Raw genomic sequence first — 22675 nt, 5'->3', positions numbered from 1 at the left:
GTTGGAGAACACGTGTTCCGCGCTTCCGCGCGCCCGTTTCGCGCCGAACGATTCATCCGTCCCCCGCGCCCCCCGCGTGCCGGGCGCTCCACGCGCTCCGGCCTCGCCGCCGTGGCGCTCCTGCTCGTCGGCGCGCTCGGCGCGTGTACGGGTGCGCCCGAGCCCGACAAGCCCGCCGCGGCGGCCGGGAGCGGCCACCCGACGCCGGTGAGCGTGAGCAGGTGCGGCGTCACCACCACCGTGACCGCACCGCCGGCCCGGCTGGTCACCCTCAACCAGGGCGCCACCGAGGTCGCCCTGGCGCTCGATCTGCAGTCCCGGATGGCCGGAACGGCCTACCTCGACGACGTGGTCCCGGCCAAATGGAAGGCCGCCTACGACACGGTTCCGGTGCTCTCCGAGAAGTACCCGTCCAAGGAGAAACTCCTCGCGGCGCGCCCGGATTTCCTCTACGCCTCCTACGCCGGCGCGTTCACCGACAAGGTGGCGGGCACGCGGGACGAACTGGGTTCCCAGGGCATCGGCACCTACCTGTCGCCGCTGGGTTGCGCCGACGGCAAGCCGGCGGCGCCGGCGTCCTTCCAGGCGGTGTGGGACGAACTGGGCGATGTCGCCGCGGTGTTCGGTGTCTCGCCGCGTGCCGCCGTCATCCGGGACGCGCAGCAGCGGCAACTTGCCGACGTCACGGCCAAGTCGGCGGGCAAGGGCCTGAACGTGCTCTGGTACGACTCGGGTACGAAGACCCCGTACGTCGGCGCGGGCCACGGCGGACCCCAGCTCGTGCTCGACGCGGTCGGCGCCCGCAACGTCTTCGACACGCTGCCCGGCGGCTGGAAGAACGCGAGCTGGGAGCAGGTGGTGGCGGCGGACCCCGACGCCATCGTGGTCGCGGACGCCGGTTGGGACACCGCACAGGCCAAGATCGACTACCTCGAACACGACCCCGTGCTGAGCAGGCTCAAGGCCGTGCGAAATCGGGCGTTCGTGGTCGTGCCGTTCTCGGAGTCGACCCCCGGCGTGCAGCTCGCCGACGGGGCCGTCCGGGTTTCGGCCGCCCTGAGCGGCCTGGCACCGCGTCCGTGACCGTGACCGATCGCCCCGTCCATCGACGTGCGGGAGCCGGTCGTGCGGCGGTGGCCCTGGCCGCCGCCGTGGTCCTGCTGCTGCTCACCGTCCTGCTCGGCCTCGCCGTGGGATCGGTCCACGAACCGCCGCACGTCGTGGCCGAGGTGGTCCTGCGCCGGCTCGGTCTCGGCGGCGCCGACGTCACACCGCTCGACGACCGGATCATCTGGCAGCTACGGCTGCCGCGCGTCCTGGGGGCCGCCGCGACGGGCGCGGGACTCGCGGTGTGCGGCGCGGTGCTGCAGACCCTGACCGGCAACGACCTGGCCGACCCCTACCTGCTCGGCATCTCCAACGGCGCCGCCGTCGGCGCGGTCACCGTGATCGTCCTGGGCGTCGGAGCCTCCGGCACCGCGGTCGTCGGCGCGCTCCCGGCGGCCGCGTTCGTCGGCGCCCTGCTCGCCGTCCTGGTCGTACTGACCCTCGCCGGGGCACACAGCCGGACCCTGCCGGCCTCGCGGACCGTGCTGGCCGGCATCGCGGTCGGGCAGCTGTGCGGCGCCTACACCTCGTTCGTCGTGCTCGTCCTGGGCGACCGCAACGCCGCTCGCGGCGTCATGGAGTGGACGCTGGGTTCGGTGGCCGGAGTGCGGTGGGACACGGCCGTCTTCCTGACCGCGGTGGCCGTCGTCGGCACGGTGGTCATGGTCGCGGCAGCGCGGGACCTCGACGCGTTCGCGTTCGGCGAGACCGCGGCCCGTTCCGTCGGCGTCCACGTCGAACGCACCCGCTGGGCCCTGGTCGCCGCGGCCGCGCTGGTGACCGCGTGCCTGGTCGCCAACACCGGCGTCATCGGGTTCGTCGGTCTGGTCGTACCCCACGTCGTCCGCCTGGTGTGCGGCCCGCGCCATGCCCTGCTGCTGCCCATGTCCGCGCTCGTGGGCGCGTCGCTGCTCGTGGGCAGCGACATCGTGGCGCGCTCGGTGCTCCCGGACCAGGAGATCCCCGTCGGCGTCGTCACCGCCGGACTGGGAGCGCCGTTCTTCGCCTGGCTGCTGTGGCGCCAGGCAGCCGGGCGCGTGGCGGGGGGCCGGCCGTGAGCGTCGCGAACCCGGTGCGGCTGCGGGCCGAGAACGTCGACGCGCGCGTCGGCGACGCCACACTGCTGACGGAAGTCACGCTCGGCTTCGCCCCCGGCAGGACGACCGGCCTGCTCGGGCCCAACGGCGCCGGCAAGACGACGCTGCTGCGGACCCTGGCCGGACTGCGCCGGCCACAGACCGGCCGAGTCCTGCTCGACGGCGACGACCTGTACGCCCTCACCGCCCGCCGCCGCGCGCGACGGGTGGCCTTCATGGAACAGCAGGCCGACACCGCGCTGCCGCTGACGGCCCGCCAGGTCATCGACCTCGGGCGCACGCCGCACCGCGGTCGATGGCCCGTACTGCCCGGCCCGGGGACCACCCACGAGCAGTCCGTGCTGGCCGAGGCCGTCGCCGCCACCGACGTCGACGCACTGCTCGACCGGACCTGGTCCTCCCTCTCCGGCGGCGAGCGCCAACGTGTGCAACTCGCGCGCGCCCTGGTGCAGGAACCCGGAGTACTCCTGCTGGACGAACCCACCAACCACCTCGACCTGCGCCACCAACTCGGCTTCCTCGAAACCGTGCGCGGACTCGGCATCACCACCGTCGCCGCCCTGCACGACCTCGAACTGGCCGCCGCCTACTGCCACGACGTCGCGGTGCTGCTCGACGGCCGCCTGGTGGCGCACGGGCCCGCCGCCGAGGTGCTCACCTCCGCCACGATCGCGCACGTGTACGGCGTCGACGCGAGCGTGGAGCGGCACCCCCTGCACCACCGCCCGCACATCCGATGGAACGGCCTGCTTCCCGAGGGGATCGAGTCATGAACCAAGACCACGACGGCGCCCCCGCGGAGCCCGCTTCGGGCCGGGCGACGGTCCTGGTCGGCATGTCCGTCACGGAGGCCGACCGCCGCACCGAACTGCTCGCGGCCGCCGCGCCGTCGAGCGCCACGACGGCGTTCCTGCAACAGGGCGAGCCGTCCCTGTCGGCGGAGTTGACCAGACTGGCCGACGCGGGCACCGAGACCGTCGTCCTGATCGGGGTCCGCCTCGGGCCGACCGGCCCGGGACATTCCTGGCTGCGGCGGATCGCGGCGTACTGGTGGCGGGAGCGCACCGGCCATCGCCCCGAGGTGCTCGTCGCCACCCGGCTCGCCGACTCCGCGGCCGCCGTGACCGCGGCCGCGGCGGCCGTCAAGGCGATCACCGGCGAGGAACCCGGCCTGACCTCCCCGGCCTGGGAGGAGATCCCCGGCCACCGACACCAGGTCCTGGTGTGCCGCGGGCCACGCTGCACGGCCAAGGGCGCGGACGACAACCTGCGCTCACTGGTGCTGCGGCTCATGGAACACGGCCTCGGCGACGACGACGTCCTCGTGACCCAGACGGGATGCCAATTCCCCTGCAACCAGGCCCCATTGGTCACCGTGCAGCCCGATGACGTCTGGTACGGCCACGTGGACCCGCCGACGATCGCCGCGATCGTGACCGACCACCTCGTCAACGACCGCCCGCTCACCACACACCGCCTCCCACGCCACCGAAGGGACCCGAGCACCCACCCGGAAACCTGACGCGCCCGCACGACGAGCGGCGACCGGTGACCGGCGCAGCGCGCGGTCCGCGCCGTATCCCGCCCGGGTCGGATTCGCCCCGGCGCGTTCGGCGACGCGGGAGTGGGTGGTTGTCGTCGGAGGCGGCGAAATGCGGTGGACGGGCGGGGGGTTGTCGCCGATGATCCGTTGGTGACCAACCCCGATGACGCCGTCCGACCCGTGTTCGTCACCCCCGAGCGGCAGGTCCGCTGGGTCTTGTTGGCGGGCCGACCGCTGACCTGCCTGGTGGCCGGCGATCTGGTCGGGGCCCGCGCGCGAACCGGTCTGGACCTGCCCGAGTTCTTCGTGTCCGAACGAGCGCGTCGCCTGTGGCGAGAGCGCTTCGACCAGGTGACCGCAGACCCGGCGAGCGCCCCCTGGGTGGCCCGGGCGGCGGTCTCCGAACCGGACGGCGCGGTGGTCGGCTACGCCGGCTATCACGGCCCGCCGAACGAGGACGGCATGGTCGAGATCGGCTACTTGGTGGTACCGGAGGCCCGCCGTCGCGGCTACGCCAGGGCGATGCTGCGCTCGCTCCTGGTCCGTGCGGCCGAGGAGCCCGGCGTGCGCGTGGTCCGGGTCACCATCTCTCCCGACAACGTCGCGTCGCTCGCGACCATCCGGGGCTTCGGCTTCGTCGAGACGGGCGAGGACATCGACGAGAGGGACGGCCTCGGAATCATCCACGAGGTACCGGCCGACCGCATCCTGGAAACCTGACCGACCCCGCTCCGGGCTCCCGACACCCGCGGCTCCGCACGGCTCCTCGACGCCGGGGCCGTCCCGATGGTGACGTTTGCACTGGTCACCGGCCCAAATAGGGATGCCGATCGCCCCGCAGGCTTGTATGACTACCCCATGTCGATTCGTGTACGGCTTGCCGACCTGGACCACGCGAACTGGGAGGAGGTGGTCGACCTGACGGTCTCCCGGGAACAACGCGACTTCATCGCACCCAACGTGTACTCGATCGCGGAGAGTCGTTTTCTCCCCGGCTTCGTGACGAGGGCAGTGCTGCACGAGGAGTGTGCGGTGGGTTTCGCGATGTACGGACCGGATCCCGACGACGGGGAGATCTGGCTCTACCGCTTGATGATCGACGAGGCCCACCAGGCGCGGGGGCTGGGACGCGCCGCTCTCCGGGAAGTCGTCACACACGTGAGGGAGATGTTCTCGGCACCGCTGCTCCGGCTCGGTGTACGTGCGGACAACGTCGCGGCAAGGGCGCTGTACATCTCCGCCGGATTCGTCCCCACAGGCCGAGTCTTCGGGGACGAGGAGATCTTGGACCTACGCCTCTCCGACGAGCGTGGGGCCCGCTGAGCCGCCGGGGCATCCCGACCGGAGGAAAAGACCGGGCGTCCGGCCCGTCGTTCGACGATTGTTTACGCGTTGGGCGTGGGTGCCCCGCTGCCGCTGTAGGAGGGCAGGTCGGCCACGAGCTTGGTGAGGGCCGGGTCGCCCGCGTAGCGGCGTTCGTGGAGTTCGGCGATCCTGCGGGCGATGTCGGGGTCGTCGCTGTCGGTGGTGTCGTAGGAGACGAAGGTCTCGAGGAGCGGCAGGCCGATCCGGTCGGTGTGGGCATGGGAGGGGGCCATCAGGTACTCCCAGTACCCGTCGAGGTCTTCGAGCACGAACACGGCGCCGTACTCGAAGTCGCCGCCGACGTCCCTGCCGACGACGTATCGCACGACCGCGTCGATCGACTCGCCCTGGTTGCGCAGGCTCGCCAGGGCCTCCTCGCGCTGCTCGGCCGTGACGGTCTCCTTGAAGGCGAAACGGTTGTGGTGGTAGATCATTTCTCTCCCCTGACGTTCGGACGGTGGGCGCGCGGGTGGTGCGTGCCGGGGTCGGTGGATGGGACGGTCCAGTAGCCGAGCAGGGCCGACACCGCCTGTTCGGCCAGGTGCAGGGCGCGGTCGAATCCGACGTCCTCGATCGACCCGATGCCGGCGAGACCGTGCAGCGTGCCCCACAGCAGGTCGCAGGCGTCGTCGAGGTCGACCGGCCCGGCCGCGGTGTCGGTCGCCCACGCGTGGACGAGCCGGCGGGTGAAGGCGAGCACGTCGGCGGCGGCCGCGCGGCGGGTGGCGGCGTCGACACCCGTGCCGGTGCCGCCCGACACGAGTTGGTACGGGCCGGGCTGCGATCGGGCGAACTCCAGATACGCGGCCGCGGCCAGATGCGGCCCTCGTGACGCCGGCTCGCCGACCACGGCGGACCGCATCCGCTCCAGCAGGTCCGCGTTGGCCCGCTCCAACAGCGTTCGCAGCACGGCCTCCTTGCTCGCGAAGTGCTGGTAGATCACCGGCGCGCTGTAGCCGATCTCGGCGGCTATCCGCCGGATCGTCACGGCCTGCCAGCCCTCGGCCTCCGCCATGCGGCCGGCGGCGTCCAGGATCTCGGCGAACGTCCGCCGACGAACGTCCTCCCGCCTTCCCATCCCGACTCCTAACGCGGTTAGATAATCTAACGTCGTTAGCGTTTCTCGGAATCCGGAGTCTGTCAAGGGGAGTTGAGGAGCATCGAACACCAACCGACACGCACGGACGAGCGCGCAGGCGTCCCGATGTCCATGGGTTTTCTCGATACTCCACAGCGCGGCGACGAGTTTGCGGCTCCCGACCGGTCCAAGCTCGTGACCCTCTGGGAAAGGACATCGCCATGTCGGAACTTCTCGTCGACTTCATCACCTCCCTCGACGGCTACGCGTCGGGAGAGGGATGGCCCGGGTTCTGGGGCCTCGAGGGCCCGGACTACCTCGCATGGCTCGGCGAGCAGCCCGAGGCCACCTACCTGATGGGAGCGAACACCTACCGCCTGATGTCGGGTTTCGCCGCAGGCGAGGTCCCCGCCGGCCAAGACGAGTTCAGGCCCGAGGAAGAGGCGTCCGTCGACGAACTCACGCGAGCGTCCAAGGTGGTGTTCTCCTCCTCCCTCGAGGAGCCACTGACGTGGGCCAACTCCACGCTCGTCCGCGACGACGCCGTCGAGGCGGTCCGCGCCATGAAGTCGAGCGGCTCGGGGCTGCTCAGCACGGTCGGCAGCCTCGGCCTGTGCCGGTCCCTGCTACGAGCCGGACTCGTCGACCGCTTCCGGGTCGTGATGTTCCCGGTGATCACCGGCGCCACGGGCGAAGAACGCATCTACGACGGCTATCCGGACGTCGCCCTCGAGATGATCGATCACCGCACCTTCGACGGCCGCATCCAGCTGGTCGAGTACAACCCCCGCGTGCTCGACCACCCACCACTCGGCACCCCGGCGTGACCCCACGAGTTTGGCGCCCACAACGAGGTCGGGGCCGGATCGGTACGTCGAACGGCCGCCTATTCGCCGAACGGGCGAGCGGAAGGCGGCCGGGGCGGCGCGGAACGATCCGAGGCGGGCCGGTAGGGCGGGACCGGCCGTCCCGGCCACGAGGGGAGAGGATCGCGCAGCCTGGCCACGTACCGCCGATAAGCCCGCGCCTCGGCCGATTCACCCACGACGGCGGCGAGGCGGTCGGGGAACATCACGCTTCCCGCGTGCGGTCGGGCATTCGTCCCGAACCGGTTGCCATGCAGGCGGCCGGTCACCAGACGCCCCCGGTGCCAAGGGGTCAACCGGGACCCGCCGGCCACCACCGGGCCGCGGTTGACCTGGAACCAGACTTCGCGCCGGTTGCCGAACAGCACGACACTCTCCCGGAGATCGCGCACATCGGTGTACACGTCGAAGTCCCAGTCACCCGAAGCCGCCCCCGAGCCGTGGCAGCCGCGAAGGTGGTGCAGGAACCGAGGCAACTCGACGGGTGCTCCGAACGGAATCACCGCGTCGGCACAGGGCTCACCGGCGCTGAAATAGATGCGGAACTCCAAACCGTACAGCCGCCCTTGGACCTTCCTCCGAATCCAGAGCGAGAACATGTCCGCGTCGCCATGGCCGGACCGGTTCACCGCACGGACACGCCGACTCAGGTGCTCGAACGACAGCGTCTCGCGGTCGACCAACAGACCGGGGATACGATCGAGCGAGCCGTGGACCAGATACAGACACATCAGGTCCACCGGATGCGTCTCGTGTGCCGCCCGGGTAAAAAATCCGTCGGAAAAGCCGTCCCGCAAACCTGTCTCCAGCCGCCCCGCCCACCGCCACGTCGTGGACACGGGGCGAATCTACGGCGTCCGGCATCGCCCGCACAGCCGGAGCGCCGCGAGGATGTCGACCATCCACGCCATGTATGGCGCGTGGCGAGCGATTGCGGCGGCCGGCCATCGCTCGCGGGGTTGTCGGTCGCGCCTGCACGGAAACCGGAGATGTTCGTGTGATCATCGAGGGAAAGTCGATGGGTCGATGTCCTCGCCGGTGACGTCGAGACAACCGATCGTGTCGCGAACTCCGGGTGTTCGAGCGTCGGTTGCCGGCGACGTGCGCCATGAAGGGATGTCCGTGCGCGCCAGACCGCTCCTGCTCGCCGTATTGGCGCTCTGCCTGGTGCCCGGGTTCTCCGCAAGCGCCGCACAGAGCCCCACCACGGACGGCGGATCTCCCCTGCACTTTCTTCAGTACAACATCTGTGGTGGCTGGAGCGGTTGTACCGAGGATCCCTCGATAGGGGGAGAGGTCACCCGCCGAGTCGCGAAGGTCGAACAAGAGATCACCGCCTGGAACAGCGACGCGGTGTTCCTGAGCGAGGTGTGCGGTGTGCAGTTCGACACACTCCTGGCCGACCTCGGTCCACGCGGCTACACCGGTGTCTTCCACAGCCAACTGGACGAGGGCTCCGGCTGCCGGCCCGACAAGCGAGGCGGTACCCACGAAGGCATCGCGGTCCTCGTCAAGGGCCCGGTCGGCCCGGGCACGTTCCACAACCTGACGACCCCCGGCACCACACGCGAACAGTTCGGCCTGCTGTGCACCGACACCGTGCTGCGAGATCGTCGCGTCCACGCGTGCAGCGGACATCCCAGCCCCGACGCCGCCGGCGTGGAACAGAACCGAAGGCTCGCCGCAATCGTCGACAACGTCGTGCGCTCGGGCAGGCCGGTGATCGTCGGCGGGGATCTCAACCTCACGCCCGAGCATCCGGGCCTGGACGGCATGTACTCCCACACCGGCGGCCACGGGCGATTCGTGGAGGTCGACGACACCGACAAGGCGTACTACACCCCGAACTGCCCGCCCTCCGCCGCGCAATGCCGCAGCGGCGCGCCCACGTTCGCCACCGGGAAGGCCACACCGGTCAAACTCGACTACGTGTTCGTCAGCGCCGCGCACTTCGTCGACCGCACCGCTACCGTCACCGGCCACGACCCCGCGATCACGGATCACGACGCCTTGCGTGGCCAGGCCACCTGGGCCCCGACATCGACGTAGACAGGTGTGGCACCGCGTCCCCGGCGGTGCATGACACGGCTCCCGTCCCGCCGACGGGCTCGATACCCGCCCGGCCGATCAGCGGATGTGGCACGATGCCGGCGATACATGGCACGAGTGCCACTGGCCACGTGCCGGCCGGCGTTCGTAGCCTCCTCGCATGGCGCATGGACTTCTCGCTCGACCTTCCTTCAGGCCCCTTGCCCGAGGGATGTCCTCGCCACCGTGACCGGCCCGCCACCCGGACCCGAGAGAAGCGCGACCCCTCCACCATGAGCCTCGGCCACCGCACTTCACGCATTCGCGCCACCGCCCCCGAGCCTGCCGTGGCAGCAGCCCAGCACCCCGGGGAGCCACGACATCGGGGCGAACCGTCCCACCGGATCGGTGGGCGGGCGCGCCGGGAAGGTTCCCCCTCATGAGCACGCCGCCCGACGGATTGCCGATCTACCGCGTCCTCACCGGGCCGGACGACATCGGGTTCTGCCGGCGGGTGAGCGAGGCCATCAATCTCGGCTACGAGTTGCACGAAGGCCCCGCCGTCACCTTCGACGGCGAGAACGTCGTCGTCGCCCAGGCACTGCTCTGGCCGACACGGACGACGAACCCCGGAAAAGCCCCGCAATAGCCGGAAGACGGTTCGTCCGGGCAGGGTCACCCGAACGTGTCGGACCACGTCCCGCCCACCGGTGACTCGGACCTCGACGTCGCGCACGATCCGTGGTCCGACCACCGCGGACGTGGGTCGAGTTCCGGGGCCGACCGGGTACGTTGTCTCGGGCAACGGCGCTCGGGCTGCGGGGGACCACGCGAATACGCGAATACGCGGGTTCCGCCCGGTCGTCGCGGATCCGACGGAACCGAACCACGGGGAAGGTCAATCGTCATGCCAATCGGTACTCGTACGCGCAGACGCAAGCAACTCGGGCTCGCCGGCCTGGTCCTGGCCGCGATCGCAACGCTCACCGCTCCGACGTCGGCGCAGGCCGAGACGCAGACGCTCTGCGGGCAATACCAGACAGCCTCCGTCGCGAACGGGCGCTACATCGTCGACAACAACAACTACGGCGCCGACGTCGATCAGTGCCTGACCACCGACGGGGGCGCGAACTTCACCGTGGTCTCGTCGACGGCGTCCGCGAGTCCCCCGCAGGGTCCGGTCAGCTACCCGGAGATCTTCGAGGGCTGCCACTGGAACACCTGTTCGTCGAACACGAACCTTCCCCTGCGCGTCGACAACATCGGCAGTGCCACGTCCAGCTGGTCGACGAAGCAGACACCGACGGGGAACTACAACACGGCGTACGACCTGTGGTTCAACTCCACGCCCGGCACCAGCGGGCAGCCCGACGGTGCCGAGCTGATGGTCTGGCTCGACCGGCGACCGGTGTCGGACAGCCCGCCGGGGAGCATCGCCAGCATCAATGGTGTTCAGTACGTCGCGTGGCAGACGAGCATGTCCGCCAACGGCAAGACCTGGCCGCTCGTCGGGTACCGGCTCGTGAACCCGACCGACACCGTCACGGACCTCGACCTGCGGGCGTTCGTGCGTGACGCGGTCGTGCGCGGGGCGGTCAAGCCGGAGTGGTACCTGACCGCGGTCGAGGCCGGGTTCGAGGTGTGGAGCGGCGGTACGGGGTTGGCCACGACATCGTTCTCGTCGACGTCGGAGCCGGGGTATCCGGTGGGACAGACCCGCTCCGGCGCGTCGAACACGTGCCTGAACAACCGCGACGGCGCGAACACGGCCGGCAACCCGATCACCGTCGAGGCGTGCACCACGTCGGCGGCGCAGCAGTGGACCGCCGGGATCGACGGGACGATCAGCCACGCGGGCATGTGCGTCGGGACGACGGGCACGCAGGTCGCGCTGCATCCGTGCGACGGGGGACCGCAGCAGGTCTGGCTGCCCGCGTTCGAGGGCGGTCTGTGGAACCTGGGCTCGGGGCTGTGTCTCCATGACCCGTCGGGCATCGGTTCGAACGGCACCCGGCTGGACCTGGCCGCGTGTGACGGCTCGCAGTCCCAGCGCTGGGCGCTCCCCACCACCGTCGCCGCCACGCGGGTCTGAAAGACCGCCGAAGACGTCGGAGTTCCGGCCCCGCCCCGTCGAGACCGGAAGCCATACCGACTCCGAGGCCGCTCCCGACCGGAGCCGCGCGTTGCACGCGAGCCGGCATGGAGGCGCCTGCCACTCTTGCACCGCTACCCGGCCGATGTCCTCAACTTTGGCAGTGACGCGAAAAAGGGCGATGCCGTGGTCGACCCACGGCATCGCCCTTTCGCCCTCCGGCGATCCGTCCCGGTTTTTCCTCGTCCGTCACCACGATGGGTGGATCGTAGTGTGAACCCCGTTACGCACCGCCGGACTTCCACCCTCTGTGCGTGCTGGGTGTCCGCGCCTGCATTACGGACACCGCGGCACGTCGGGTAGTCGGTTGTCGGGTGAACCGACGTAGATGTTGGTCATGTAGCCCCCGTACTGCGGCAGATGAGCCCACCACTGGTTGGTGTACGGCGGGACCGTGATCTCCTCCCCTTCGACCTGGCAGTCGACCAGGACCTCCACCCCGGCGGGGAGGGTCGTCACCACCGACGATCCGGTGTTCGACCCCTTCCGCACGTGCACCCCCGTGCTCCACGTGCCGAACCGGGATCCGGTCGGTCGCACCGCGCCGGATACGTTCAGCGAGCGGGTCAGCCGGCCCACGTCGGTGTAGGCCTTCCCGTACGACGTGCCCGCCGGATGGAGCGTCAGGACCGCCACGATCGACCGGTCCCCGGCCCCGACCGTGCCGGTGGTGTGCAGCGCCGGACTGGTCAGGTCGACCCCGCCGGCCGTGGTCGCCCTACGGGCGGGAGCGGCCGAGGGCGCGGCGGCGGTCGGCCCGCAACCGCCCGAGTCGAAGCCCGACCAGCCCTGCTTGACCGCCCACGGACGGTCGAAGGCGGACGGGATCCCGAAGTGCTGGTCGAAGCTGTCGACCGCACACCGGGTGGACCGGCGCAGATCCCCCATCACCACGTCGCGCACCGGAGCCGGCGCGGTGTCGAGCAGGTAGCGGTAGATCCGGACGACGTCGGCTGCCGACAGCGCGGTGTAACCCCAAAAGCCCGGGTCGTCCGGCGGCGCGGTGTCGACCAGGTGCAGTCGGGTCACCATGCGCTCGACGATCGCCCCGTAGCCGGCCCGCGTCCACAAGTCCCCGGCCGCGGCGTCGTCGCTGCCGCGCAACATGCGGTCGAAGGCCGGTCGATCGACGGCCGGAATCGCATACGTGGGCCCGCGATTCCACAGGTAGTCGAGGGCGATGAGCAGTTTGACCACCGATGCCGAGCGGAACCGCCGGTTCGCGTCGAGTTGTTCGGTGAACGTACCGGTCTGCCGGTCGAACACGGCGACTGCGGCGGTCACTCCGGCGGGCACCTGGATCGCGCTCGGCCTCGCCGCGGTGCCGGACGAAGCCGCCGGCCGGGCGGCGGCGGGGCTCCCGTTCCAGACCCCGGCCACGATCGCGGCACACAGCACCGGCACCGCGAGCAGTCGGCCCACCATCCGGGTCGGCAAGGTTCGGATCGGACCAGGCGTGGATCCCGCCGTCGGCGAAGGCCCCCGCACCCGAACGCCGCGGATCCGTTCTGCGCCGCCTGGGCGACGGGAACGGCCGTCGCGACCGAGATCAACGACCGCGCGGATCGGCGCGGCCGCGTCTCGCCTGCGATCCGCCATGTTCGTCCCCCGTTCCCGCCGACCCGTTCGCTGGTTGAAACGGTAGGCGGGGCGCGGGGCGAACGGTCCCTGACGGATGTCAGGGTCGCCGGCCGGCCGGCGGTTTCAGCCGGACGGCGCAGTCGGTGCGGAGGAAGGTGGCGGCGTGCCGGTGTACTCCGCCAGGTAGCGCAGCACGAGGTCCACGTGTGCGCGCGTGCGCGGGGGCACGCTCCTGGCCTCCCGGACCGTGCGGTCGCTGGTGCGATAGGCGGCCACGGTCAGGGCGGGTACGTCCTCGCGCAGCCCTTCCTGCTTGATGTGTTGGGCCAGCCAGCAGACGTAGACGCCCATGGTCGCGATCGCGTCGGGTGGCGACATGTAGTCCTTGCGACCGTCCCGATCGCCGTCCACCGCCCACGCGTTGAACACCCGCGGCGTCCACATGGCGATCCCGTACTCGTCGCTCTCGGGTCGCGCCGCGCGGGCGTCGAAGCCGCTCTCCGCCTTGAGCATCGCGGCGAGCAGCGCCGGGGTGACCTCGGCCTCGGTGCAGCGCTGGGCCGCGTTGGTGATCACCGGCCGCAATTCCGCGGGCACGTCGGATCCGGCGGGGATGTCCCCGGCGACCCGGCCCGGCACCGCCGTGGGGGCGGGAGCACCGGTGGAGGCGGCCGGCCCGCTCGCCGCGGCGGACGAGGCCGCCTCGGCCCGCGTGTCGTGGTCGCCGTCGCCGCGCAGTCCGAGGCCCACGCCCACCCCGGCGAGGGCCACGGCGGCCACCACCAGGGCCGTCACCAGGCGTCGGCGCCGGGGCCTGGCGGCGCCGGACAGCGCCCGCACCCGCTCGTCGATCTCCGCCGCGTCGAGTCGGGAGCGGGATTCGTGGTCGGGGGCGAGGCATTCGGTGATCAGCCGCCGCCACTCCTGGGGCACCCGGTCGTCCAGGCGCAGCGGATTGACCCCGCGGGCGTAGGCCTGGGCGGCGAGCGCGCGGGCCCGGGCGTTGCTGCCGACGAACGGGTGCAGTCCGCCGGTCAGGACTTGGTGGGCGAGTACTCCGAACGCCCAGACGTCGGCCGTGGCGCGGATCACCGTGCCGCGCTCGCCGGTGCGTTCCGACCACCACTCGGGCGGCACGTGGTCGAGCGAGCCGAGGGGTGGGATGTAGGCGTGCGTGCCGTCGAGTTCGGCGGTGAGTCCGAAGTCGGCGAGCCAGACGTCGCCGGTGGCCGAGAGCAGGGTGTTGGCCGGCTTCAGGTCGCCGTGTACACGGCCGTGTTCGTGCATGTGTGCCAATCCGGCGGCCACACCGCGCAGGATCCGGCCGGCGCCCGGTACTTCGAGCCCGGATTCGGCGCTGTCCAACACGTCGCGCAGGCTGCGCGCGGCCCGATCCATGACCAGGCCGACCACGGAGCGCAGTTCGGGGTGGTCGGGATCGTCGACGGTGACCACGGCGCGCGTGCGCACCAGGTTCGGGTGGTCCGCGGTCCGGCTGAAGTGCACCTCGCGGTCGACGAGTTCGTCCATGGAGCCGCGCTGGCCCGGGGTGAGCAGGTCGGTACGCAGGAACTTGATCGCGACGGGTGCCCCGTCGCTCGTCCGTTCCGCGGCGTACACGCTGCCCCAACTGCCGGACCCGATCGGTTCGGTCACCCGCCAGTCGGCGACCACCAGGCCGGTGGGTATGTCGAGCGGGGGCGGTGCGGGCTGATCCATCCTCGGCATCACTCTTCGTTTCCTCGACGAACTCCGGCCCCGCTGCGGCCGGACCGACTTCGCGACGGATCACCTGCCGCGTGGCGGCAACAGCGCCAGGTGTTCCTCCCGCACGAGGTCGAAGCGCAGCGCCAGGGTCACCAGGCGCTCGCGCTTGTGTCCGGTGCGCCCGGCCTCGTCTGCGGTGGCCTCCCGCAGGCGCAGTTTGGTGGAGGCGAGGTAGTCGATGTGGTAATTGATCGCCGAACGGGTCAGATCCGCGTGCCCGGCGAGCGGGCGCAGGCGTTCCAACACCTCGCCGGCGCCGGGCGTCGCCGCGTCGAGCACGCCGCGCAGGCGTGGTTCGCACAGCGCGAGCAGGACCAGGAAATACTTGGACGTGGGATCGAGCGCGAACGCACTGGTCGTCAGTTCGCCGCCGCGAGGTTGCGAATCCCGGTCCAGATAGGCGTGTTGGGGGGCGAACACCTTGAACGACACGTCGCCGTCGGCAACCGGGAGCACCAGGCGGGAGAACTCGAACGGCACCGGAGCGCCGAGCCGACCGGGCGCGACCTTGAGGTATTCCCCGGCGCCTTCCAGGTTTTCCACGACGTAGGTCGCGGTGCGGCTGAAGTTGGACAATCGCCAATAGTCCTCGGTGGCGACCAGTTCCCCGGCCCGCCGCGACACCCCGGGATCGGGCAACACGATCGATACGGGCGCATCGGGCGCTCCACGCCCGAAGTCGGCACTCTCCCCCGGCCCCAGGCGCAACACCGCGGGCCCGCCCGACACATCCCCTGCCATCCCCGGCTCCTGGTCCGGCAACTGCACGATGACCGTATCCACCACGTACCCCCGTACCCCCGCAACATGCGAGCATGATAACGCCGGTCGACGCTCGGTGACGGGACACGGAACATCGCCACTCGGCCCCCGGCCGGGGACGCGCGCACACGCGGCCGGAAGGCACGCTCCGATCGGACCACCGGAGTCCGCACATGGCTCGGGTCGGGCAGGGCCGTGGTCGCCATGCATGTCCCTTTGCACAAAGGGCGGTTCGACCGCGCGCGAAGCAGGGCGATCGGGTTCGTGGGCGGTGTGGGCCACCGAACGGCGGCGCAGTGGTCCGATCGCGGTGCGATGGAATCAACTCGTCCGCCGAGCGCAAGGCGGTGGAACCCGGCGACGCCGAGGCGCCCGCTGGTTCGATCCGGTCAGGGTTCGCCCCGGCGCCACGCATCGGTGGCGCCGTGTTCCCGGCCCTCGCCGGGGTGCCGCGCCGCGCGCCCGGCACGGCTTCGGGCCCCATCTGCCCGACCGCCTGCCGGCGATCGGCCCGAAGCCGCGCCGCCCGTGGCCGCACCACGCGTGCGGCCACGAGGATCCGACTCCGCCCCGGCCTTCGCCATCGGCCCGTGGCCAGGCCCGCCTGTGCGGCCCTCGGCCACCCGGAGTATCCGCCTCCGACCGCGTGGGCCTATGCCCACCCGGCGGCTTTCGCGGCCAGTTCATAGCAGCGGATCCGGGCGTCGGCATCGTAGACGGAGGCGTACAGCATCAGTTCGTCCGCACCGGTCTGCTCGACGATCTCCGCGAACCGTCGCCGTACGGTCGTCACCGTGCCGCGTGCCTGTTCCGCGCCGGTGGCTTCCACGTAGCGCCGCGTCTCTTCCGGAATCTCGTGGACGGCCGCTTCTTCCGGGGACAGCAGCGCTGACGAGGTCTGCTTGGATCTCGCGACGTCGGTCGGTCGGGCCAAGCGCGCGGCCTCCGCCTCGGTGTCCGCTACGACCGTCTCGACCGCGACCATCACGTAGGGCCGGTCCGCCCACCGTGATGGCGTGAACAGTTCCCTGTAACGCGCCGCCGTGGTGATGGTCCGGTCCGGCCGGATGTGGTGCGCCAGCGCGATCGGCAGCCCCAGTCGCGCCGCGAGTTCCGCACTGGCCGGGCCGGACGCCGGCAGCCACGGACGGGTGCCGCCCTTGTCCGGTTGCCGGCCCGCGATCAGCTGTACGCCGCCTTCGCCGGAAAGGTAGCGCAGCACCGCGGCCACGTCTTCGCCGTACTCCACGTCCGTGCTCGGTTCGCCGCCTCGGCGCAGCGCCCGCACGATCGATTGGTCGAAGGTACCCGGTCCGCGGCCCATGCCCATGTCGATGCGATCCGGATGCAGCGTCGCCAGTGTGGCGAACTGTTCCGCGAGCGCCAGTGGCGCGTGGTTCGGTGCCAGAACACCGCCGGACCCGAGTCGAATCCTGCTGGTCCGTGCCGCGAAGTGCGCGATCAGAACCGCCGGTACCACGCTCGCGGAAAGGTCGGTTCCGTGATGCTCGGCGAACCAGATACGCCGATATCCGAGATCGTCCAGACGAAGCACGGTTCGGCTGGTCGCGCCGAGCGACTCGGCGGCGGTGCGTCCCTGCTCCGCGATCACGAGGTCCAACGCCGACAGTGGGATCGGCATGAGGTGAGTCCCCATTTCAACGGTCAGGCCTGGGTGTACTCGGCCGCGACGTCGACGATCCAGGTGACGCCGAAGCGGTCGGCGAGCATCCCGAAGGCGGGTGCCCACTGGGCGGGTCCGAACGCCTCGATCACGGTGGCGCCCTTGGCGAGGCCGTCCCAGATGGGGGTGACCTCGTCGATGCTGTCGCCGCGGACGGAGAGGAAGAACGGTTCGCGGGTGATGGTGGTGCCGTTCTCCCGACGGGTGGTGGGGGCGGCGGGGGTGGTCGGGGTGTGTTCGCCGGGTACGTCGTAGGCCATGACGCGGAAGCCGTTGTCGGCGACGATCCGGCCGAACACGACGTTCGTGGCGCCGGGCAGTTCGGTGGGCATGCCGAAGTCGGCGTAGGTGGCGACGGTGAGCCGGCCGCCGAAGACCGACCGGTAGAACTCCAGGGCTTCGCGGGCCTGGCCGTGGAAGTTCAGGTGTGCGACGGCGTTGAGCGACATGGTGTTCCGGTCCTTCGCGAGTGGTGTGCGTGCCGGAGGTTTCCGGCGACAGAACCGACGATGGCAGCAGTACAGGTCACAGAACGTCCGCTATGTGTGCCATGGTGAAGACATGCCGATCGCCTCCTCGACGACGACCTCCAGCCGGCTGCTGGCGCTGCTGTCGATGCTTCAGGCCCGCCGCGACTGGCCGGGCGGCGTGCTCGCCGAGCGCCTGGGCGTCAGCGAGCGAACCGTGCGCCGCGATGTCGACCGGCTGCGCGAGCTGGGGTATCGCGTGCAGGCGATCAAGGGCCCCGACGGCGGCTACCGGCTCGAAGCGGGCAGCCAGGTGCCGCCGCTGCTGTTCGACGAGGAGCAGGCGGTCGCGCTGGCGGTGGCGTTGCGGATCGCCGTCGGGACGGGCGCGGGCATCGAGGAGGCGGCCGCGCGGGCCCTGGCCGGCGTGCGACAGGTGCTGCCGTCGCGGTTGCGGCAGCGGGTCGACGCCCTCGAGATCAGCGCGGCCGGGCACGGTGTCGATGCGCAGGTCGATACCGGGATCCTGCTGACGCTGAGTGCGGCGGTCCGCGCGGGGGAGGAGCTGCGCTTCGACTACCGCTCACCGGGGCGCGCCGAGGACGCCGAGCCGCGCCCGCCGCGCCGGGTGCAGCCGCATCACCTGGTGGCGCGGGCCGGGCGCTGGTACGTCGTCGGCTGGGACCCCGACCGGGACGACTGGCGCACTTTCCGGGTCGATCGGATGACACCGCGGGTCCCGAACGGGCCGCGGTTCGTTCCCCGTGAAGTGCCGGGCGGCGACGTGATCGCCTTCCTGTCGGCCCGGTTCAAGGGTTCCGAGAGCGCGGACGCCTGGCCGTGCCGTGGCGAGGTGATCCTCGGCCTGCCGGTGGCGCAGGTGGCCCCGTTCGCCGGTGACGGCGCCGTCGAGGAACTCGACGCCGACCGGACCAGGCTGACGACGGGATCCTGGTCCTGGGCCGCCCTCGCGGCGGCGTTGGCCCGCTTCGACACCGAGATCGAGGTGGTCGCCCCGCCGGAACTGCGCGCGGCGTTCGCGGAGCTGTCCCGCCGCGCCGGCCGCGCCGCAGGGACCCGATAGGGCGGCAGGCCGGATGCCGGCGAACTCCACGGCCGCGAGGACGGCCGGCCTCGGGACGTGCGGCCGGACCACGACCCCGGAGACGGGTCGGCCTTCCTCTCCCGTCCCGCTGCGCGGCTCCCACCCGTGGCCGTGCCTCGGGCGTTCGCGCGGGTCAGGGGCTGTCCTGCGCGAGCAGCCGGGTAACAACGTCGTCGAGGACGGCGAGCAGGTCGGGCAGGGGGTACGTGCGGTCGCCGAGTGCGTGGTGGAGCTCGATGCCGTCGACGGCCGCGTAGACGAACTCACCGATGACGCGCAGGCGTTCGGGATCCGGCATCGGACGCTCGTGCGAAGCGGTGTCGCCGTGGACGGTGTCGACGAACGCGCGGACCGTCCAGGCGTTCAGTTTGGCGAGCCGGGCGCGCAACGCGTCGTCGTGCAGGCCGAGCACGGCGATGGCGAAGTACGCGCGCGTCGCGTCGCCGTCCTGACACATGCGTTCGACGCCGTCGAGGTACGCCTGCCAGCGCTCGCGCCCGGGGCGCAGTTCGCGGGCCTTGGCGGCGAAGTCGGCCGCCTGTTCCTGGTAGAGCCGGTCCATCAGGGCTTCGATGAGGCCGTGCCGGGTGCCGAAGTGGTACGAGACCGTGGTCACGTCGACGTGGGCTTCGCGAGCGACGGCGACCAGCGTCAGCCCGGTCGTCCCGGCGCGGAGCAGGACCCGGTGCGCGGCGTCGAGGATCGCGGCGGTCGTCCGTGGAGAGTCCGCGGGGCGACGGTCCAGCGGAGTGCCTTCCCCGGGGGTCCGACGCACGACCTCGCGCGGTCGACCGCGTCCGCGGCGAGGCTGGGGCGTGCCGGGTGATGTGTCCATGCCACTCCGTTGGGATGCCGGCGAATTCTTCCCATGATCGCGCGTTCCGCGCCGACTAGCGTCACCCGCCTGGCACGTCGCGAACGGGAGACACGGATGAAGCATCTCATTGCGGACGCAAAGTGGGGGATGACCCGGGCATGTCTGGTCGGCGCGAAACATCTCGCGTTGCCGTTCAAGGAACTGCCCTCGGCGTCGCCGGAGCGTTTCCCCAGGGTGCGGGTGATGCGAGGCGCGATGGTGTCGATGCGCGACGGCGTGCGCCTGCTGACGGACGTCTACCTGCCGGCCGACCGCACCGCACGGCCGTCCGGGAACCGGCACCCGGCGATGCTGATCCGGATGCCGTACGGGATCCGCGAGGCGTACGCGTACATGCCCGCCGTCGGCCGCTTCTGGGCCCGGCGCGGCTATGCGGCGGTGGTGCAGGACGTCCGCGGCCGATTCGGTTCGCAGGGCCGGTGGCGTCCGTTCGTGCACGAGGTCGACGACGGCTACGACACGATCGACTGGGTGGCCGACCAACCCTGGTGTGACGGCCGGGTGGCGATGACCGGCGAGTCCTACTACGCCTTCACCCAGTGGGCCGCCGCGGCGTCCGGCCATCCCGCGCTGGTCTGCGTCTCGCCGGGCGACATGGGCCTTGACATGCACACGCTGCTGTTCGAGGGCGGCGCACTGTGCCTCGGCAGCACCGCGATGTGGGCGTGCGACCAGGCCGGGCGCGGGTTCCTCAATTGGCACCGCTTCGATACCCGGCATCTGCCGGTGCGGGAGATCGCGGACGCGGCCGGACTGCCCGGCGGGCTCTACCGCGAGTTCGTCGACCGCCCCCGACGCACCGGGCGCGACGACGACTTCTGGAACGCGCACGATTTCCGGCACCTGCTCGACCGCGTCGAGGTGCCGACGATGGTGTGGAGCGGTTGGTACGACAACCTGCTGCCCGGCACGCTCCAATGCTGGACCGAGCTCCAAGAGCGCCGCCCGGACCTGGCGCACCTCAGGCGCCTGGTGATCGGCCCGACCGACCACGAGACGAGCTGCGACTTCGACGGCACAGTTGGCCGCATTCCGATCCCGGCCGGCGCCCGCTCCTGGGACCGGGTGCTGGCGTTCACGGACGAGGTCCTCGCCCGAACCGGCGAGTCGACGGCGATACCCGTCGAGCTCGACGGACCCCGGGTACGGGCGTACGTCACCGGAGCCGACCGCTGGCACACCGATGACGCGTGGCCGCCGCGCGACACCACCGAACTGCGCCTCTACCTGCGGGGCAACCGCGAACTCACCGCCGGCGAACCCGAGGTCACCGAGCACGCGGCACGGTTCGCCTACGACCCGGCCGACCCGGCGGCGCCGTGGGAAGGCAAGGATCTGTGGTCGATGACCAAAACGCTGGCAGACCGCCGCGATCTCCACACGCGCCCCGACGTGTTGGTCTACCGCGGCGATCCGCTGACGGACGACACGGTCGTCGTCGGACCGATCACGGCCACGATCCACGCCTCCACGACCGCGACCGACGCGGACGTCACCGTCTCGTTGATCGACATCGCCCCCGACGGCGCCGCCCAGCTCGTCCAGGAAGGCATCCGGCGCCTGACGCACCGCGACCCCGCCGGCGCGCCCACGCCGGTGGAACCGGGGCGCCCCTATGCCGCGTACGTCAGCCTGGGGGCCACCGGGCATTGCTTTCGCGCGGGTCATCGGATCGGCGTCGAGATATCCGGCAGCGCCTTCGACCGCTGGGACCGCAACACCCGTGCGGGCACGACGACGATCCATCACGACGCGGCCGCCGCGTCCCACCTGGACCTGCGCGTTGTGGGGGGAACGGCATGACGCGCGCCGCGGACGCCCAGGCACTGCCCAGACGGGTGCGGTGGGGGTACGGAGGCGGCGAGTGGGCCAACGCCGTGATGTGGACGGCGGTTTCCACGCTGTTCCTCTACTACGTGACCGACGTCGTCGGCGCGTCCGCCGCGCTCGGCGGAACGGTGGTGGCGCTGGGCACGGTATGGAACGCGATCCTGCAGCCGTACGTCGGCCTGCGCTCGGATCGCCTGCGCTCGCGCCACGGACGCAGACTCCCCTTCCTGGCGGCCGCGGCGATCCCGTACACGGCGGCGTCCTGGCTGCTGTTCACCGACTTCGGCCTGACGGGCGTCGCCCGTGCCGCCTACTACACCGCGGTCGCACTGGCCTGGTTCACCAGTCTGACCGTCTTCTACGTACCGTACGGAGCCCTCGGCGCCGAGCTGAGTACCGACCCGACCGAGCGCACCGCCCTGTCGAGCGTCCGCACCGCCTTCTCGCAACTCGGCGCACTCGTCGGCGCGATCACCCCGCTCGCGCTCCACGAGGTACTCGGCGACGCCCTGGGCGGGAGCGAGAAGGCCGGCTGGTCGGCCGCCGCGGCGGTATGCGCCCTGTCGGCCACCGGCGGACTGTTGGCGACCTGGGCGACGGCGCGCGGTCGCGACCTGGCGGCGGAACCGGCGACGGTGCGACCACGCGACGGCATGGCGATGGTTCGCGAGTCCAGGACCGTGCGACTGACGCTGGGCATGCTCGCGTTCGGTTGGGCACCGTTGAGTGTCACGGGCGCGGTCGCGGTGTACTACGGCATCCATGTCATGGGCTACAGCGAGCAGACCGCGTCCCTGGTGATGCTCACCTGGTTCGCCGCCGGACTCGCGTGGCTGCCGTTGGTGCGCCTGATGACCGACCGGATCGGCAAGCCCCGCACATACCTGCTGTTCACCGGCTGCTGGGCCGTGGTGCAGTGCCTGTTCGTCGTCCCGGGCCGGGGCGACGACGTCCTGTTCTGGACGCTCATCCTGCTCAGCTCGGCCGGCAGTATGGCGGTCGCCGTCACCGGCTGGGCCCTTCTCCCCGACATCGCCGACACCGAATCGGCCCGCACCGGGGAACGCCGTGAAGGCACCCTCTACGGCCTGGCGGCCTTCGCCCAGACCACACTCGCCGCGGGCGTCGTCTGGATCACCGCCCTCATCCTGTCCCTCGCCGGGTACGACGGCGGAGACCACCCGGATGCCCGAGCACGTCACGCCATCACCGTGCTGATGTCCCTGGGGACCGCCGTGTGGATTCTCCCGGGCATGTGGTGCGGCCGGCAGATCCACAACACCGTGCGCGCGCCCCGACCACCGGTACAACCGGGCGCGGTACGCCGGTAGCACCGCGTCGGGGCACTACCGTGCGTGGGGGAGGG

At 71.3% G+C, this 22675-nt stretch carries 22 protein-coding genes; 13 read left to right on the top strand and 9 right to left on the bottom strand.

Going from position 1 to position 22675, the window contains the following annotated elements; translation table 11 throughout:
• Window positions 1-12: 12 nt before the first annotated feature.
• From ACFRCG_RS26010 to ACFRCG_RS25985, 6 genes are all read left to right on the top strand, one after another.
• Complete coding sequence (locus tag ACFRCG_RS26010; RefSeq protein WP_380035556.1) at window positions 13-1083, top strand: ABC transporter substrate-binding protein; 1071 nt, start codon at window positions 13-15, stop codon at window positions 1081-1083.
• Entirely contained in the window at window positions 1080-2165 is a 1086-nt protein-coding gene (locus tag ACFRCG_RS26005) for a FecCD family ABC transporter permease (protein WP_380035553.1), read from the top strand. The genes ACFRCG_RS26010 and ACFRCG_RS26005 overlap by 4 nt, the downstream gene beginning before the upstream one ends.
• A complete protein-coding gene (locus ACFRCG_RS26000) occupies window positions 2162-2977 on the top strand; it encodes an ABC transporter ATP-binding protein (RefSeq protein ID WP_380035550.1) in 816 nt (271 codons plus the stop codon). Before ACFRCG_RS26005 ends, ACFRCG_RS26000 begins: the two co-directional genes overlap by 4 nt.
• Window positions 2974-3726: a ferredoxin gene (locus tag ACFRCG_RS25995; RefSeq protein WP_380035547.1), complete on the top strand. Its 753-nt coding sequence runs from the start codon at window positions 2974-2976 to the stop codon at window positions 3724-3726. The genes ACFRCG_RS26000 and ACFRCG_RS25995 overlap by 4 nt, the downstream gene beginning before the upstream one ends.
• Before the next feature lie 171 nt (window positions 3727-3897).
• Window positions 3898-4467 carry a GNAT family N-acetyltransferase gene (locus tag ACFRCG_RS25990; protein WP_380035544.1) on the top strand — a complete coding sequence of 190 codons (570 nt, stop codon included), beginning with the start codon at window positions 3898-3900 and terminating at the stop codon, window positions 4465-4467.
• 138 nt (window positions 4468-4605) lie between these two features.
• Window positions 4606-5070 carry a GNAT family N-acetyltransferase gene (locus ACFRCG_RS25985; protein ID WP_380035541.1) on the top strand — a complete coding sequence of 155 codons (465 nt, stop codon included), beginning with the start codon at window positions 4606-4608 and terminating at the stop codon, window positions 5068-5070.
• 62 nt (window positions 5071-5132) lie between these two features.
• Here the strand turns inward: ACFRCG_RS25985 and ACFRCG_RS25980 are convergent, their stop codons facing one another.
• On the bottom strand, window positions 5133-5546 hold the full coding sequence (locus ACFRCG_RS25980) for a Dabb family protein (RefSeq protein ID WP_380035538.1): 414 nt from the start codon (window positions 5544-5546) through the stop codon (window positions 5133-5135).
• Window positions 5543-6190, bottom strand: a complete 648-nt coding sequence (locus ACFRCG_RS25975; protein ID WP_380035535.1) for a TetR/AcrR family transcriptional regulator — start codon at window positions 6188-6190, stop codon at window positions 5543-5545. Before ACFRCG_RS25975 ends, ACFRCG_RS25980 begins: the two co-directional genes overlap by 4 nt.
• Before the next feature lie 221 nt (window positions 6191-6411).
• Here ACFRCG_RS25975 and ACFRCG_RS25970 point away from each other — a divergent pair, with 221 nt between their 5' ends.
• Window positions 6412-7017, top strand: coding sequence for a dihydrofolate reductase family protein (locus tag ACFRCG_RS25970; RefSeq protein WP_380035532.1), 606 nt, complete (start codon window positions 6412-6414; stop codon window positions 7015-7017).
• Window positions 7018-7076: 59 nt separating this feature from the next.
• Here ACFRCG_RS25970 and ACFRCG_RS25965 read toward each other — a convergent pair whose 3' ends face one another.
• Complete coding sequence (locus tag ACFRCG_RS25965; protein ID WP_380035530.1) at window positions 7077-7739, bottom strand: hypothetical protein; 663 nt, start codon at window positions 7737-7739, stop codon at window positions 7077-7079.
• A 439-nt stretch (window positions 7740-8178) separates the two neighbouring features.
• Here ACFRCG_RS25965 and ACFRCG_RS25960 point away from each other — a divergent pair, with 439 nt between their 5' ends.
• The 3 genes from ACFRCG_RS25960 (at window position 8179) to ACFRCG_RS25950 (ending at window position 11176) form a co-directional block, all read left to right on the top strand.
• Window positions 8179-9105, top strand: coding sequence for an endonuclease/exonuclease/phosphatase family protein (locus tag ACFRCG_RS25960; RefSeq protein WP_380035527.1), 927 nt, complete (start codon window positions 8179-8181; stop codon window positions 9103-9105).
• Between the two features lie 418 nt (window positions 9106-9523).
• The gene (locus ACFRCG_RS25955; protein WP_380035524.1) at window positions 9524-9733 is read left to right on the top strand and encodes a DUF1737 domain-containing protein; all 210 of its coding nucleotides are present in this window, start codon (window positions 9524-9526) and stop codon (window positions 9731-9733) included.
• A gap of 258 nt (window positions 9734-9991) precedes the next feature.
• Window positions 9992-11176 (top strand): ricin-type beta-trefoil lectin domain protein, encoded by a 1185-nt coding sequence (locus ACFRCG_RS25950; RefSeq protein ID WP_380035521.1) that lies wholly within the window; start codon window positions 9992-9994, stop codon window positions 11174-11176.
• A 336-nt stretch (window positions 11177-11512) separates the two neighbouring features.
• Here ACFRCG_RS25950 and ACFRCG_RS25945 read toward each other — a convergent pair whose 3' ends face one another.
• The 5 genes from ACFRCG_RS25945 to ACFRCG_RS25925 form a co-directional block, all read right to left on the bottom strand.
• Window positions 11513-12661 carry a hypothetical protein gene (locus ACFRCG_RS25945; RefSeq protein ID WP_380035699.1) on the bottom strand — a complete coding sequence of 383 codons (1149 nt, stop codon included), beginning with the start codon at window positions 12659-12661 and terminating at the stop codon, window positions 11513-11515.
• 279 nt (window positions 12662-12940) lie between these two features.
• Window positions 12941-14536, bottom strand: a complete 1596-nt coding sequence (locus tag ACFRCG_RS25940) for a protein kinase (RefSeq protein ID WP_380035518.1) — start codon at window positions 14534-14536, stop codon at window positions 12941-12943.
• 69 nt (window positions 14537-14605) lie between these two features.
• Window positions 14606-15367, bottom strand: coding sequence for a serine/threonine protein kinase (locus ACFRCG_RS25935; RefSeq protein WP_380035515.1), 762 nt, complete (start codon window positions 15365-15367; stop codon window positions 14606-14608).
• A 631-nt stretch (window positions 15368-15998) separates the two neighbouring features.
• The gene (locus ACFRCG_RS25930) at window positions 15999-16988 is read right to left on the bottom strand and encodes an MsnO8 family LLM class oxidoreductase (RefSeq protein ID WP_380035512.1); all 990 of its coding nucleotides are present in this window, start codon (window positions 16986-16988) and stop codon (window positions 15999-16001) included.
• 23 nt (window positions 16989-17011) lie between these two features.
• Window positions 17012-17479, bottom strand: a complete 468-nt coding sequence (locus ACFRCG_RS25925) for a VOC family protein (RefSeq protein ID WP_380035509.1) — start codon at window positions 17477-17479, stop codon at window positions 17012-17014.
• 112 nt (window positions 17480-17591) lie between these two features.
• On the opposite strand from ACFRCG_RS25925, the gene ACFRCG_RS25920 reads away from it, so the two are divergent.
• On the top strand, window positions 17592-18581 hold the full coding sequence (locus ACFRCG_RS25920; RefSeq protein WP_380035506.1) for a helix-turn-helix transcriptional regulator: 990 nt from the start codon (window positions 17592-17594) through the stop codon (window positions 18579-18581).
• Between the two features lie 154 nt (window positions 18582-18735).
• Here the strand turns inward: ACFRCG_RS25920 and ACFRCG_RS25915 are convergent, their stop codons facing one another.
• Complete coding sequence (locus tag ACFRCG_RS25915; protein WP_380035503.1) at window positions 18736-19437, bottom strand: TetR/AcrR family transcriptional regulator; 702 nt, start codon at window positions 19435-19437, stop codon at window positions 18736-18738.
• A 33-nt stretch (window positions 19438-19470) separates the two neighbouring features.
• On the opposite strand from ACFRCG_RS25915, the gene ACFRCG_RS25910 reads away from it, so the two are divergent.
• Window positions 19471-21282 (top strand): CocE/NonD family hydrolase, encoded by a 1812-nt coding sequence (locus ACFRCG_RS25910; RefSeq protein WP_380035500.1) that lies wholly within the window; start codon window positions 19471-19473, stop codon window positions 21280-21282.
• The gene (locus ACFRCG_RS25905) at window positions 21279-22640 is read left to right on the top strand and encodes an MFS transporter (protein ID WP_380035497.1); all 1362 of its coding nucleotides are present in this window, start codon (window positions 21279-21281) and stop codon (window positions 22638-22640) included. The genes ACFRCG_RS25910 and ACFRCG_RS25905 overlap by 4 nt, the downstream gene beginning before the upstream one ends.
• Window positions 22641-22675: the final 35 nt, after the last annotated feature.

Source organism: Embleya sp. NPDC056575 (genome assembly GCF_042793325.1).
In the GTDB taxonomy this organism is placed as follows: domain Bacteria; phylum Actinomycetota; class Actinomycetes; order Streptomycetales; family Streptomycetaceae; genus Embleya.
This window is presented reverse-complemented; position numbering and strand designations above follow the sequence as displayed.